12 protein-coding genes are annotated in these 13,173 nt (G+C 56.7%); 7 read left to right on the forward strand and 5 right to left on the reverse strand.

Annotation, left to right across the window (positions count from 1 at the left end):
• Positions 1–19: 19 nt before the first annotated feature.
• The 3 genes from prfB (at position 20) to ACR0D7_RS06175 (ending at position 3,530) form a co-directional block, all read left to right on the forward strand.
• Positions 20–1,144, forward strand: coding sequence for a peptide chain release factor 2 (gene prfB / locus ACR0D7_RS06165; RefSeq protein ID WP_480678193.1), 1,125 nt, complete (start codon positions 20–22; stop codon positions 1,142–1,144).
• Positions 1,145–1,318: 174 nt separating this feature from the next.
• Positions 1,319–2,713, forward strand: coding sequence for an amidase (locus tag ACR0D7_RS06170; RefSeq protein ID WP_480678194.1), 1,395 nt, complete (start codon positions 1,319–1,321; stop codon positions 2,711–2,713).
• 28 nt (positions 2,714–2,741) lie between these two features.
• On the forward strand, positions 2,742–3,530 hold the full coding sequence (locus ACR0D7_RS06175) for a DUF2189 domain-containing protein (protein WP_480678195.1): 789 nt from the start codon (positions 2,742–2,744) through the stop codon (positions 3,528–3,530).
• On the opposite strand, the gene ACR0D7_RS06180 is transcribed toward ACR0D7_RS06175, so the two are convergent.
• The 3 genes from ACR0D7_RS06180 to ACR0D7_RS06190 form a co-directional block, all read right to left on the reverse strand.
• A complete protein-coding gene (locus ACR0D7_RS06180; protein WP_480678196.1) occupies positions 3,527–4,279 on the reverse strand; it encodes a helix-turn-helix domain-containing protein in 753 nt (250 codons plus the stop codon). The genes ACR0D7_RS06175 and ACR0D7_RS06180 overlap by 4 nt on opposite strands.
• Positions 4,280–4,575: 296 nt before the next feature.
• Positions 4,576–5,136: an acetolactate synthase small subunit gene (gene ilvN, locus ACR0D7_RS06185; RefSeq protein ID WP_170382858.1), complete on the reverse strand. Its 561-nt coding sequence runs from the start codon at positions 5,134–5,136 to the stop codon at positions 4,576–4,578.
• Between the two features lie 60 nt (positions 5,137–5,196).
• Positions 5,197–6,948 carry an acetolactate synthase 3 large subunit gene (locus ACR0D7_RS06190; RefSeq protein ID WP_170382860.1) on the reverse strand — a complete coding sequence of 584 codons (1,752 nt, stop codon included), beginning with the start codon at positions 6,946–6,948 and terminating at the stop codon, positions 5,197–5,199.
• A gap of 423 nt (positions 6,949–7,371) precedes the next feature.
• On the opposite strand from ACR0D7_RS06190, the gene ACR0D7_RS06195 reads away from it, so the two are divergent.
• Both ACR0D7_RS06195 and ACR0D7_RS06200 read left to right on the forward strand, forming a co-directional pair.
• Positions 7,372–8,217: a HalD/BesD family halogenase gene (locus ACR0D7_RS06195; protein ID WP_480678197.1), complete on the forward strand. Its 846-nt coding sequence runs from the start codon at positions 7,372–7,374 to the stop codon at positions 8,215–8,217.
• A 45-nt stretch (positions 8,218–8,262) separates the two neighbouring features.
• Complete coding sequence (locus ACR0D7_RS06200; protein ID WP_480678198.1) at positions 8,263–8,646, forward strand: bleomycin resistance protein; 384 nt, start codon at positions 8,263–8,265, stop codon at positions 8,644–8,646.
• 77 nt (positions 8,647–8,723) lie between these two features.
• Here the strand turns inward: ACR0D7_RS06200 and ACR0D7_RS06205 are convergent, their stop codons facing one another.
• On the reverse strand, positions 8,724–9,362 hold the full coding sequence (locus ACR0D7_RS06205) for a response regulator transcription factor (RefSeq protein WP_480678199.1): 639 nt from the start codon (positions 9,360–9,362) through the stop codon (positions 8,724–8,726).
• Positions 9,359–10,789, reverse strand: a complete 1,431-nt coding sequence (locus ACR0D7_RS06210; protein WP_480678200.1) for a cache domain-containing protein — start codon at positions 10,787–10,789, stop codon at positions 9,359–9,361. Before ACR0D7_RS06210 ends, ACR0D7_RS06205 begins: the two co-directional genes overlap by 4 nt.
• Positions 10,790–11,038: 249 nt before the next feature.
• On the opposite strand from ACR0D7_RS06210, the gene ACR0D7_RS06215 reads away from it, so the two are divergent.
• On the forward strand, positions 11,039–12,121 hold the full coding sequence (locus ACR0D7_RS06215; RefSeq protein ID WP_480678201.1) for a TRAP transporter substrate-binding protein: 1,083 nt from the start codon (positions 11,039–11,041) through the stop codon (positions 12,119–12,121).
• Positions 12,122–12,242: 121 nt separating this feature from the next.
• Positions 12,243–13,169, forward strand: coding sequence for a TRAP transporter small permease subunit (locus ACR0D7_RS06220; protein ID WP_480678202.1), 927 nt, complete (start codon positions 12,243–12,245; stop codon positions 13,167–13,169).
• The last annotated feature ends 4 nt before the right edge of the window (positions 13,170–13,173 follow it).

Consider the following 13,173-nt stretch of genomic DNA (forward strand, 5'->3'; position numbering starts at 1 on the left):
AGCAAGTTGGGACAAGACCATGCGCGCCGAAACCCAGAATACCGTGGCGGAAATCGAAAAGTCGCTGGAGCTGCTGGCGCAGCGTATGGACTATGAAACCGCCCCTCATCGTCTTGAGGAATTCAACGCGCGTGTCGAGGACCCCAACCTGTGGGACAATCCCGAAAACGCGCAGAAACTGATGCGCGAGCGTCAGCTGCTTGTCGACGCGATTGAGACTTACGAGTCCATCAAAACCGATCTGAACGACAATATCGAACTGATCGAACTGGGTGAGATGGAAGAGGATGAAGAGGTCGTCAGCGACGCTGAAGACGCCATCAAAAAGCTGAAAGCCAAGGCTGCCAAGAAAGAGCTTGAGGCGTTGCTGGACGGCGAGGCGGACGGCAATGACACCTTCCTCGAAATCAACTCGGGCGCAGGTGGTACGGAAAGCTGCGATTGGGCCTCGATGCTGGCGCGGATGTATGTGCGTTGGGCGGAGAAGAAAGGTTACACCGTCGAACTGCAGTCCGAGACTGCGGGCGAAGAGGCGGGGATCAAATCCGCTGCTTACAAGATTTCCGGCCACAATGCCTATGGCTGGCTGAAGTCTGAAAGCGGCGTGCACCGCTTGGTGCGGATTTCGCCCTATGACTCGGCGGCCAAGCGGCATACCTCGTTCAGCTCGGTCTGGGTTTACCCTGTGGTTGACGACAATATCGAGATCGAGGTGAACCCCTCGGAAATCCGCATCGACACCTATCGGTCTTCGGGGGCGGGTGGTCAGCACGTGAACACGACGGACTCGGCGGTGCGGATCACGCATATTCCGACCGGGATTGTTGTGACTTCCTCCGAGAAATCGCAGCACCAGAACCGTGACATTGCCATGAAGGCGCTGAAGTCGCGCCTGTACCAGCAAGAGCTGGATCGCCGTAATGCCGACATCAACGCCGCGCATGAGGCTAAGGGCGATGCAGGATGGGGCAACCAGATCCGGTCATACGTGTTGCAGCCCTATCAGATGGTCAAGGACCTGCGGACCAACCATGAAACCTCGGACACCAAAGGTGTACTAGACGGTGACCTAGACGGATTCATGGCGGCGACCTTGGCGCTGAACGTGGCGGGCAAAAGCCGGTCTGAAGCGCAGGGCGACTGACGCGGGCAGGGGGCTCTGCCCCCGTCTCCGCAAGCGGAGCCTCCCCCGAGATATTTTGGGCCAGATGAAGCGGATCCCGGTTTTGTCCTCTGGCGGAAAAGATACATTTAAACAATGGGTTTAAATGGGGGTGTGCCCTCGTTAGGCTGATCTTGAGAGAGGGATGAGCCTGGGATGGATTTGAGCAAAACGACTGCCGTCGATTTGAAAAATGCGCTGTCTGCCGGGCAAATGTCTGCGGTTGAGTTGATGCAGTGGACATTGGACCGTATTGCGGCTGTCAACGGGTCAGCGAATGCTATCGTTGCTATACGCGATCCTGATGAATTGATCTCTGAGGCGCGAGCATTGGACGACGGTCCAAACAGGGGGCCGTTGCATGGGCTGCCGATCGCGATCAAGGATCTGTCTAATGTAGCGGGGATCGTATCCTCGCAGGGCTCGTCTTTATTTCAGAACCATGTGCCCAAACGGGATGACCTGATTGCTGCGCGGATACGGGCCGCCGGGGCGATCTTGATTGGCAAGACCAATACACCCGAGTTTGGGTTGGGATCGCACACCTTCAATCCAGTCTATGGGGCAACGCGCAACCCGTATGATCCGACGCGGACATCTGGTGGATCGTCGGGCGGGGCTGCGGTGGCGCTGGCAACGGGGATGGTCGCATTGGCGGATGGGTCCGATATGATGGGCAGCCTGCGTAATCCGGCGGCCTGGAACAATGTTTACGGGTTCCGGCCAAGTTGGGGGCGTGTGCCTTCGCAGCCTGAAGGGGATGGGTTCTTGCATCAATTGTCTACGCTTGGACCGATGGCGCGCAGCCCACAGGACCTGGGTCTGCTGCTGGATGTGATTTCGGGGCCAGATCCTCGGCAACCTTACGAAGTTGCCAGCCGGGAGGTGTCGCCTGTGCCAGCGGCTGATATGCGTGGAATGCGGATTGGATGGCTGGATGATTGGGGTGGGGCTTACCCGTTTGAGCATGGCATCCGGGATTTGTGCCTCGAAGCGTTGTCCGTGTTCGACCAATTGGGGGCTGAGGTTGTCCGCGTACCTCCACCTTTCGAAGCCGAACAAATTTGGGACAGTTGGATAACCTTGAGGTCTTGGAGCGTTGCGGCAGGTTTGGCACCGTTGGCCAAACATCGCGCGGCGTTGAAGGATACCGCGCAGTGGGAGTTGGATCGGGGGTTGGCGATAACCGCGATGCAGGTGCACCAGGCCAGCGTTGTTCGGACGGCGTGGTTCAGACGCGCGACCGAATTTCTGCGCGATTTCGACGCCTTGGTTTTGCCTTCAGCGCAGGTGTGGCCGTTTGAGATAGAAACGCCGTACCCGACAGAGATTGCAGGAAAAAGTATGGATACATATCATCGCTGGATGGAGGTGATGGTGCCGGTCAGCCTGATCGGATTGCCTTGTCTGTCGGTCCCTGTAGGATTTGGTGCAGATGGTTTGCCGATGGGAATGCAGCTATTTGGCCCACGTGGATCCGATGCCGAAATCCTGTCAATTGGCGAGGCTTATCACTTGGCCACGAGGTGGCCGCAAAAACGACCGGCTTAAACAAGGTCGGCAAGGGAGGAAAGACACTATGGACAAGCCATTTGGTGTTCCAGGCATGGGACCGGTAAATATGGGGATGCTAAGCGAGGCTCTGCGCCGTGCTTGGGCCGACTTTCGCCGAGCGCCCGTATTTGGCCTGCTGTTTGCGGGGTTTTATGTGCTGGCCGGATGGGCGATTGCATGGGTGACGGTCCAGACAGGCACATCATATTGGCTGGTGCTTGCGGCGATCGGGTTTCCGTTGCTCGGGCCCTTCGCGGCTGTAGGGATGTATGAGGTCTCGCATCGGCTTGAGCAGGGAGAGCCGTTGGATTTCAAGTCGATATTCGGCGTTGTCATACAGCAGGGGCGGCGCCAATTACCATCAATCTGTGCAATCATCGTGGTGATGTTTCTATTCTGGTTCTTTTTGGGCCATATGATTTTTGCGTTGTTCATGGGGCTGTCGACCATGACCAATGTATCCACGTCATTAGAGGTTTACATGACCTCCAACGGTTTGACGATGCTGGCGGTGGGAACCGTCGTAGGCGCTGTATTCGCCACGGTATTGTATATGATTACGGTTCTTTCGATCCCAATGCTACTGGATCGAGAATTGGATTTCGTGACCGCCATGATCGCCAGTTTTGGCTATGTCCGCGACCATCTGGTTGTAATGCTAGCGTGGGGTGCCTTCATCGCAATTCTGACTTTTGTGGCCATGATCCCGTGGTTTTTGGGGTTGTTCGTTGTGCTGCCTCTGCTTGGGCACGCAAGTTGGCATCTCTATCGTCTGATCACACAGGCACCAACGGAGGGCGTGGTTCAGCCCTAGCCAACAGCCTGCGGTGCCGGTTGCTCAGACCGGCGAGCCGTACGCGCAGCGGCCAGAATGGCCGATGGATTTTCGCCCAGATGCCGCAACAAAATCCGACGCGTCGTTGTCGCACTGGCCGTCGTTTTGGACAGGCAGATCGCGACTCCACGCCAGCGGTCGGAGTGGTCTTCGGACCCGCGCGTCACTAGGTAAATCCGGCTGTTTTGAGAGGCCCGGCTGGACATCAGAATATAAATCTGTCGCCCCGCGCAAGCGGCGATGCCTTGAACCTCGCGATCAGTGGGGGCAGCACCCGGCATGCCGGGGCGAGGTTCATATCCTCGGACCAGAGTGCATTGCGGCAATCGGCGTGCGTGGAACAACCGATGCCGAGAAGGCCGAGGTTCGTCCAACTCGGTTTCAGTGGCATAGTAGAAGCCGGCGGGAAATAGGTTTTCGGTCAAGGTTGAGGGGCCGGACCCCAGAAAATCAGTCAGGGCCGAAGCTGCCGGATGTGTTGGCGGGTGGTCGATTTCATCCAATGGTCGCAACAGTATGCGGGCATCGACTTCGAAAAATCGGCATATGCGGTCCAGCACATCAGGGCGGGGAAAGCTTTCTCCACCCAGATATCTGTTAAACTGTGTTCGGTTGACACCGAGTTGGCGACAAAGCTCTGAAACCGAGGAATATTGCTGAGACAGGCGCCTGAGGTTGGCTCCGAACATCCTACGCAATTCGTCCGGGTTACGGATGTCTTTGGTCATTGGCGTCCCAGGTTCCAGCAACTCGTTTTGATACACGTATTGTCTTCGACCAATTGGCCGAGACTACGTATCAAACGTATCGATAACACAAACGAGCGCATCCCAACGCCGCGTCGTACCTCAGAGGCTAACGTTCAATGCCACAAACGCAATAGGGTTTATTTTAATTTGCATGATCTTTTCGGCAATATAGTGCCGATGATGATCACATCGACCAAACCCGCCATGAAGATCGAATTCGAATGGTCGAAATTCCCCCACCCTAATCGGCGGTCCGAAGAGGGTGGGGGCGCTAATTACTCTCCGCGCAGCAGGGCAGCTACACCGGTACGGGCCACTTCAACCAGACCAAGCGGGCGCATCAGATCGGCGAAAGCGTCGATCTTGTCGGGCGCGCCGGTTATTTCGAAGATGAAGGAGTTCAGGGTGCTGTCCACCACATTGGCACGGAAGATATCGGCCAAACGCAGCGCCTCGACCCGTTTATCGCCTTCGCCAACGACCTTGATGATCGCCAGTTCGCGCTCGACTGCATCGCCTTCGACGGTCAGGTCGTGCACGTCGTGAACTGTAACGATACGACCCAACTGTGCCTTGATCTGTTCGATCACCTGCGGTGTACCAGTTGTAACGATGGTGATGCGGCTGAGATGGCCAGTATGGTCGACCTCGGCCACGGTCAGGCTTTCGATGTTGTAACCACGGCCCGAGAACAGGCCGATTACACGGGCCAGAACTCCGGGTTCGTTTTCAACCAAAACCGCGATTGTGTGCTGTTCCTGCACGTCCGAGAAGGTCGGGCGTAGGTTATAGGCGGAATGGCGTGTAGCGCCTTTTTTGATATGTAGGGCAGACATTTACGTCCCTTTCATCATCCTTGTGGTGTTGGGCGAGCGGCAGCGCCCAACAGTAATTCTTCAAACCAGAACCGAACCTTTGGAATCGATCACACCCTGCGTCTCGGCCTCGCCCAGCAACATCTCGTTATGGGCTTTGCCTGACGGGATCATGGGGAAGCAGTTCTCGTGCTTCTCGACCAGACAGTCAAAGATCACTGGGCCGTCATAGTTGATCATCTCCATGATCGCGTCGTCCAGATCGGCGGGGTCGGAACACAGGATGCCCTTGGCGCCAAACGCCTCGGCGAGCTTGACGAAATCGGGCAGGGCCTCGGACCAGCTATGCGAGTAGCGTTCGCCATGCAGCAGCTCTTGCCACTGGCGGACCATGCCCAAGCGCTCGTTGTTCAGAATGAACTGTTTGACGGGCAGGCGGTACTGAACCGCGGTGCCCATTTCCTGCATGTTCATCAGCCACGATGCCTCACCAGCCACGTTGATCACCAGCGCATCCGGGTGTGCCATCTGCACGCCGACCGAGGCAGGGAAGCCATAGCCCATTGTGCCCAGACCGCCCGAGGTCATCCAGCGATTGGGGTCTTCGAACCCAAGGTATTGCGCAGCCCACATCTGGTGCTGGCCAACCTCGGTGGTGATATAGCGATCGTGGTTTTTGGTCAGCTCTTCCAGGCGTTGCAGTGCGTATTGAGGCTTGATGGTCTTTTCGCTGTTGGTGTAGGCGAGACAGTTGACCTTTCGCCAATCGCTGATCTGCGACTGCCACTGCTTAACAGCCGCCGCATCGGTCTTGCGGCCGCGTGCTTTCCAGACTTTGAGGACATCCTCAAGCACATGGCCGACGTCGCCGACAATCGGGATATCAACGCGGATGACCTTGTTGATCGACGAGGGGTCAATGTCGATATGCGCCTTTTTCGAATTCGGCGAGAACGCATCGATCCGCCCGGTGATCCGGTCGTCGAACCGCGCGCCGACGTTGATCATCAGGTCGCAGTCATGCATTGCCAGGTTGGCCTCGTAGAGACCGTGCATACCCAGCATACCCAACCAGTTCTCACCCGATGCGGGATAGGCACCCAGCCCCATAAGGGTCGAAGTGATCGGGAACCCGGTCGCATCCACCAGTTCGCGCAGCAACTGGCTGGCTGCAGGGCCCGAGTTGATGACGCCGCCGCCGGTGTAGAAAACAGGCTTTTTCGCCGTTTCTATCGCCGCGACCAATTCGGTGATCTCTTCCAGATCGCCCTTCAGAACTGGCTGGTAATGCGAGGTCGACGGCTTCGGTGCGCTGTACTCGCCTGACGCAAATTGAACGTCCTTCGGCACGTCGATCAGCACCGGACCGGGGCGGCCCGAGATTGCAACGTGGAACGCCTCGTGGATGGTCTCGGCCAACGAGTCGGTGTCCTTCACCAGCCAGTTATGCTTGGTGCAGGGGCGGGTGATACCAACGGTGTCAGCCTCTTGAAACGCATCCGAGCCGATCATGAATGTCGGAACCTGCCCGGTCAGAACAACGAGCGGGATCGAGTCCAGCAACGCATCCGTCAGGCCGGTCACCGCATTGGTTGCGCCGGGGCCTGATGTCACCAATGCAACGCCGGGCTTGCCTGTTGAACGGGCATACCCTTCGGCTGCGTGGATCGCGCCCTGTTCATGCCGCACCAGAACGTGACGGATATCGTTTTGCAGAAAAATCTCATCATAGATCGGTAGCACGGCGCCGCCGGGGTATCCGAATACCGTGTCCACACCCTGATCTTTGAGGGCCTGAACTACCATCTTTGCGCCGGTCATCTCACGTGTCATCTGCTTTGCTCCGTTCGCGACATGTGTCTTGCGTTTAGCATAAAAAAAAGCCCCCGAGATTTTCGGAGGCGCATGGGTTCGATTATGGTTTACCGTTACCGGCCCATGCGCGTGTTTCCTACGATTACGACTAGCGCTTTCATCGCCAGAGGCTCCTTTTTTGCGTGAAGGGACATTATGAGTGAGGGGAAGGGGCGTCAACAGGCAATTGCACCAATTTTGTAACCTGATGGGTGAATTTTGCGACATTTTATTGCGCGGATTGCCGCAGGCTGGGAATTTTCGCCAAATCTGGCCCGATTGACGGGTTTGGGTCGGGTCGGATCAGGTCTGAAAGCGTCAAGGCGATGTCTAAAATAGACATGAGCGAAGCAGTTCTCTGAGTCACGCTGATTACAAAGGAACTGTTTAGGGAGGCAGATGATGCTACAGGACTTGGTTGATCTGGGGCGCTACCCGATCGATCGGCCGGGCTCTCGGGCTTATGATCAGATGATTGCGGATCTAAGGCGCGAACTAGATCAGGATGGCTGCGCAGTTTTGCCCGGGTTTGTGCATGAAGAGGGGTTGCAGCAGCTGGTGCGCGAAGCGGATGATGTCGCCCCACGGGCGCATCGGTCTTTCAATCGAACAAATGCTTATTTCACCAAGGATGATCCGCGCTTTGGGATCGGTCACCCGATCCGCCGCTTCTATGATCGTTCAAATGCCTTTGTGCCGGCAGATAACTTCCCTGCGTCCGGGCCCTTGCGTCGCATTTACGAATATGAATGGTTTATGCCCTTTGTTCGGGATGCGCTGGATGAGCCGGAAGACCAGTTCTTTCGCTATGATGATCCTTTGGCTGATGTGATTATCAACGTGGTCGAAGAGGGGCAGGGCTTTCCATGGCATTTCGACACCAACAATTACACAGTTACATTGGCGATTCAGAACGGAGATTCTGGAGGAACCTTCGAATATGTGCCGAACCTTCGCACATCGGATGATGAGAATTTCAAAGCCGTGGCTTCGATTCTGGATGGAAACAGGGCGCGGGTGCGTGAACTGGAACTTCAACCGGGGGACTTGCAGGTATTCAAGGGGCGGTACGCGTTGCACAGGGTTGCTCCGGTGGCCGGAACGCGCAGCCGGTATGTTGGGATTTTTTCCTTTGTCGAAGCGGAAGGGATGTGCGGCGGTGTCGAGCGGACCCGGCAGCTTTACGGACGTGTGCTGCCACATCATCATGAGAGGGAAGGGTTGAGAAAGGATCAGTTGCTGGATTGAGCTATGCTAGGCTGACCTTGGATCATTTGAAGGCTGGAGGCTTTGATGCCGAAGATTTTGCAGCTTACGCCATTTGTTTTGTGCTCTTCCCTGCAGAAACAGGTTGATTTCTATTGCCAGCGTTTGGGGTTTTCTTGCGGGTTCCGGCAAGACAATTACGCGTTCCTGTCGCTGGGGTCCGTGGCGATCCGGTTGTTGGAGTGCCCGCCGCGTGACGATGGGCGGAAGTTGGGTGAAGAACAATCATTCTATATAGATGTGGATGAGATTGACGACCTGTACGAGGTCCTGCGACCGGGATTGGCGGATTTGCCCGAGGGGCGCGTGCGCCCGCCATTTGACCAGCCCTATCAGCAGCGTGAATTCCATATCATTGATGAAGACGGAACCCTAGTGTTCTTTGGCCAAGATATCCGTCCGAGGGAGTAGGCGCTCCCGCCTGTTGTCGATGCGCCTGCGGCGCATCTCCGCCAGTTGGGCCAGGCAGCGCTGCGCGCTGCGTGTGCCTAGAAACCAGGGCTAGTACCCTGAAGAACCCCGTGTTCCAGCGCGTAGCGGGTCAGGCCAGCGGTAGAAGAGATGCCCAGCTTGCGCTTGATGTTCTTGCGGTGTGTCTCGACTGTGCGAACCGAGATGTCCAAGGTTTGCGCGACTTCTTTGTTGGATTTGCCCTGCGCCAGTTCCAATAGGATGGTTTGTTCGCGACCTGTCAGCGCTTCGCGTGCCCCGCCTTCTTTGGGTTGCAGCGATCCGCTGGCTCCTGTGCAAAGATATTGCTCGCCGCGCATGACTGCGTCGATGGCCTGTTTGATCTCTTCTGTCGGTACGTCTTTGAGGACATAACCCTTGGCGCCGTGGCTTAACGCGGTTGAGATATATTCCGGGCTGTCATGCATTGACAGGATCAGAATGCGAGTGTCGGGTGCGCGCTCGAGAATGATTTCTGTCGCGCTAAGCCCGCCTAAGCCGGGCATGTTCAGGTCCATAAGGATCACATCGGGGAATAGGTCAGCGACTCGATCAACCGCCTCTTGACCGGTGCCGAGCGTGCCAACCACCTCAATATCATCGTAGCTTTCGAGGATCGACTGAATCCCTTCGGCCACCATCGGGTGGTCGTCGACTATGAGAACTCGGATGCTCATGTACCGGCCTTTCGGTTCGGAGTTGCGTCTTCCTGCGGCGGAAGCAGGTGGCTGAGTGGCAGGGTGACCTCGATCACCGTGCCGCCGCGCGGGCCGCGTGATGACAGAATACGAAGCGACCCGTCAAGCTGCTCGATGCGTTCTTGCATGTTGCGCAGCCCGATCCCGGTGCTAGCGCCTTGTTCGCGGGGCAGGCCACGACCGTTGTCGGTGATGCGCATGGTCGCGCCCTTTTTGTGACCGCGCAGGTCGATTGTAACACGGGTCGCGTCTGCATGGCGCTCGATATTCGTCAGCGCCTCCTGGGCGATGCGGTAGAGAGCAATCTTGGCATCCTGGTCCAGCCGGTTGCGGAATACGACCGTCGAGAATTGGGTTTCGATCCCGGTGCGCTCGCGGAAATCGTCGGTAAGCGCCTTGACCGCCGGACCGAGCCCCAGATCGTCCAGCACGCCAGGGCGCAGGTCACGACTGATGCGGCGGACCTCGGTAATGGCTGTGCCGAGGTTGTCGATCCCCTTGTCCAGCGGATCACGGGCGCTGTCGTCGTCGCCGCGTTCAAGACGCCGTCGAGCGTTGTCCAGCGCATAACGTACGCCAACAAGAATTTGGCTGATCCCGTCATGCAGCTCTCGGGCTACGCGACCGCGTTCTTCTTCCTGCGCATCGAACACGCGCTGGGTCAGTTCCTTGAGCTTTGCATCCGCCAGCCTTCGTTCGCGGAAATTCAGCAACATGCCCGAGGCAAAGACGATCAACACCGCTGCCAGAACGATTGCGCCGATATACCTGAAAGTCCGTTGCACTCGCGCCTCGACCTCGGCGCGGGCGTTGGCGACGGTCGCCACGATGTCGTCAATGAAAACACCCGTGCCGACGGCCCAACGCCAGTCCTGAAGGCCCACGACATAGGCTATCATCTGTGCTTCTTCACCGGTCGAAGGCTTTTGCCACATGAAACTGTGCCACCCGGCACCTTGACGGGCGAGGTTGATGAACTCGTCCACGACCGGAGTGCCATCGCTGTCGGTCAGGCCCACCCAGTTGCGGTTGATGAATTCTGTCTGGCGCGGGCTGACCAAATTGTTGCCATCGTAGTCATAGACGAAAAAGAACCCGTCTTTCCCATAGATCATGGCAGACAAAATCTGTGTCACTAGATTCTTGGCAACGGCGTCATCCGGAGAGGCGCGACCGTAGATATAGGCAAACCCGTTCCGGGCCTGAGTGACATAATTCCGCAGTTCTGCTTTCTTGGCTTCGATCAGTCGCTGTTCCAGCGCCTGTATTTCACGCTCGGCGGTGGCGCGGGATTCGTATGCGACCAGCAATGCAATCGCCGCTACGGCCGCGACCAGCGGGATTGCCGCAACCAGAGACAGTTTCTGTCCGTACGTCAGCGATATCACATTTCGAATTCCCCTCATGGTCGAATCGATACGCAAGCGCGCGGGAAAATGCAAAATTTTTGGGTATTCGCGTCACAATGCGAGTCGAAACCCGTGAAGTCGAAGGAATTTGGGGCTGTTTTGTCAGCTTTGGACCCGCAAAAACCCGGCTGTCTACGCAGTAGTAGGTATTCACATTCAAAACCGGCTCATTAAGCTGACGCGCACTAATAACGACTGCACCCGGCATCAGTCCGGGTTTTGAATATGAAGGGGAGGAACACTCATATGGATCGTCGTTCATTTCTGAAAACTTCTGCTCTGGGCGGCTCGGCGGCTGCGGCCACCACACTGGCAGCTCCGGCTTATGCACAGGGCAAGCGGACACTGACCATGGTCACCTCGTGGGGTCGTGGTCTGGCTGGCGTTTTTGATGCTGCGCAGCGTTGCGCCGACACCATTAGCGAAATGTCGGACGGTAGCCTGACAATCGAAGTCAAGGCGTCGGGCGAACTGGTTGGCGCGTTCGAAGTGTTTGACGCGGTATCGTCCGGTCAGGCTGATATGTATCACGCGGCTGACTATTACTTTGTCGGTCAGCATCCGGGCTATGCCTTCTTTACCGCCGTTCCGTTCGGTATGACCGCGCAGGAAATGGTGAACTGGTACTACCAGGATGGCGGCATGGAGCTGCATGACGAACTGGGGCAAATCTTCGGCCTGAAGTCCTTCCTGGCCGGTAACACTGGCGCGCAGGCAGGCGGCTGGTACTCGAAAGAGATCAACAGCCCAGAAGACTTCAATGGTCTGAAGTTCCGTATGCCGGGTCTGGGCGGCAAAGCGCTGGGCAAACTGGGCGCATCGGTACAGAACATTCCGGGCTCGGAAGTGTATCAGGCACTGTCGTCCGGCGCGATCGACGGAACCGAGTGGATCGGCCCATGGGCGGACGAAAAGGCTGGTTTCCAGGAAATCACCAAGGTCTACTACACCGCCGGTTTCCACGAGCCTAACGCAGGCCTGTCGCTGGCAACCAACCGTGACGTGTTCGAAAGCCTGACACCTAGTCAGCAGAAGATCATTGAGATCGCAGCAGGCGAAGCGCATCAGTGGAACCTGTCGCAGTTCCTGGCCAACAATGGTGCCGCGCTGCAACGTCTGCAGTCGGGTGGCGTCAAGGTTATGGAATTCCCAGACAGCGTTTGGGATGCGTTCGGCAAGGCCAGCCAGGAAGTGCTGGACGAGAACATGAGCGATGAGCTGTTCAAGAAGATTCACGACAGCGCAGCGGCGTCTTCGGCGTCTTCAGCTGGTTGGTTGGATTTGTCCTCGGGCGTTTACACCGCGCAGCGTAACCGCGTACGCGGCTGATAATTCGCTTCTCGATCAAATGGTTTCCCCGCATTTGTGGGGAAACCTTTCCTGTTGCAAATGCGTGGATGCATCAAATCCGCTATAATCAGCAGTGCAACTGAGACGACCTGGGGACAACATGCAGGACGATAACGGTATCTCGTTCTTCGGCGCCCTGTGGAACGGACTGATATGGTTCGTTCAGAACATTGCCGAAGCCTTCTATAATTTCGGATACGCCATCACGCATCCGCAGCTCTGGCTGAACTGGTCGGACAAAGAAGCGATCATGCGCTTTGTCTATTACGGTGGCTCGGTCGAGTTCTTCTTTGTGGTTTTCGCACTCTTTCTGGTTCTGACGGCCATTGGGCTCTATTACCGGAACTTCATGTGGGGCATGGTGCGCGGTCTGGAAGGGTTCGCCAACACCGCAGGCCGGTTCTTTGCCTGGGCCGGTCTTCTGATGGTGGTCCAACAAATCGTGATCGTGTTCATGCAGAGAATATTTGCGCGACCGGACATGTCATTTGGATTTGGGATACCGTTAACCCAGGACATCAGCTGGTTCGCTGAAGAACTGAAGCTGTATAACGCCATGGTCGTCTGCCTTTGCTGTACCTACACCTTTGTACAGGGCGGGCATGTGCGTGTTGACCTGATCTATGCCGGGATCAGCTACCGCGCCAAACGCGTCGTTGATATGCTGGGCGCCCTTTTGTTCATGATGCCGGTGGCGGTGCTGACATGGATGTATGGCTGGTACTTTATGTGGCGGCACCTGATCGTACCGAAACCTTCTGCCAGTGACACATTGGACCGTCTGGTGATGAAATCCCGCGCCCTGCGGTGGAACGTAGAAACCATCGGGTTCAGCCCTAACGGTTTCAACGCGTATTTCCTGTTCAAGATCCTTCTGGTCGCCTTTGCGGGCATGGTGTTCCTGCACGCAATCGCGTTCATTTACCGGTCGTATCTGGAATATGTGGAAGGGCCGGAAAGTGAAGGAAAATACCTCGACAAGGACAGCCTTGGCGAGGGTGAAGAAGCCTACGAAGGCGCACATTAAGGAC

The organism is Ruegeria sp. BB7, from assembly GCF_056539365.1.

Bases quoted from the DNA above. Each gene is read 5' to 3' on its own strand.
- prfB (WP_480678193.1), top strand. From the start codon at position 20: ATGCGCGCCGAAACCCAGAATACCGTGGCGGAAATCGAAAAGTCGCTG.
- ACR0D7_RS06170 (WP_480678194.1), top strand. From the start codon at position 1,319: ATGGATTTGAGCAAAACGACTGCCGTCGATTTGAAAAATGCGCTGTCT.
- ACR0D7_RS06175 (WP_480678195.1), top strand. From the start codon at position 2,742: ATGGACAAGCCATTTGGTGTTCCAGGCATGGGACCGGTAAATATGGGG.
- ACR0D7_RS06180 (WP_480678196.1), bottom strand. From the start codon at position 4,279: ATGACCAAAGACATCCGTAACCCGGACGAATTGCGTAGGATGTTCGGA.
- ilvN (WP_170382858.1), bottom strand. From the start codon at position 5,136: ATGTCTGCCCTACATATCAAAAAAGGCGCTACACGCCATTCCGCCTAT.
- ACR0D7_RS06190 (WP_170382860.1), bottom strand. From the start codon at position 6,948: ATGACACGTGAGATGACCGGCGCAAAGATGGTAGTTCAGGCCCTCAAA.
- ACR0D7_RS06195 (WP_480678197.1), top strand. From the start codon at position 7,372: ATGCTACAGGACTTGGTTGATCTGGGGCGCTACCCGATCGATCGGCCG.
- ACR0D7_RS06200 (WP_480678198.1), top strand. From the start codon at position 8,263: ATGCCGAAGATTTTGCAGCTTACGCCATTTGTTTTGTGCTCTTCCCTG.
- ACR0D7_RS06205 (WP_480678199.1), bottom strand. From the start codon at position 9,362: ATGAGCATCCGAGTTCTCATAGTCGACGACCACCCGATGGTGGCCGAA.
- ACR0D7_RS06210 (WP_480678200.1), bottom strand. From the start codon at position 10,789: ATGAGGGGAATTCGAAATGTGATATCGCTGACGTACGGACAGAAACTG.
- ACR0D7_RS06215 (WP_480678201.1), top strand. From the start codon at position 11,039: ATGGATCGTCGTTCATTTCTGAAAACTTCTGCTCTGGGCGGCTCGGCG.
- ACR0D7_RS06220 (WP_480678202.1), top strand. From the start codon at position 12,243: ATGCAGGACGATAACGGTATCTCGTTCTTCGGCGCCCTGTGGAACGGA.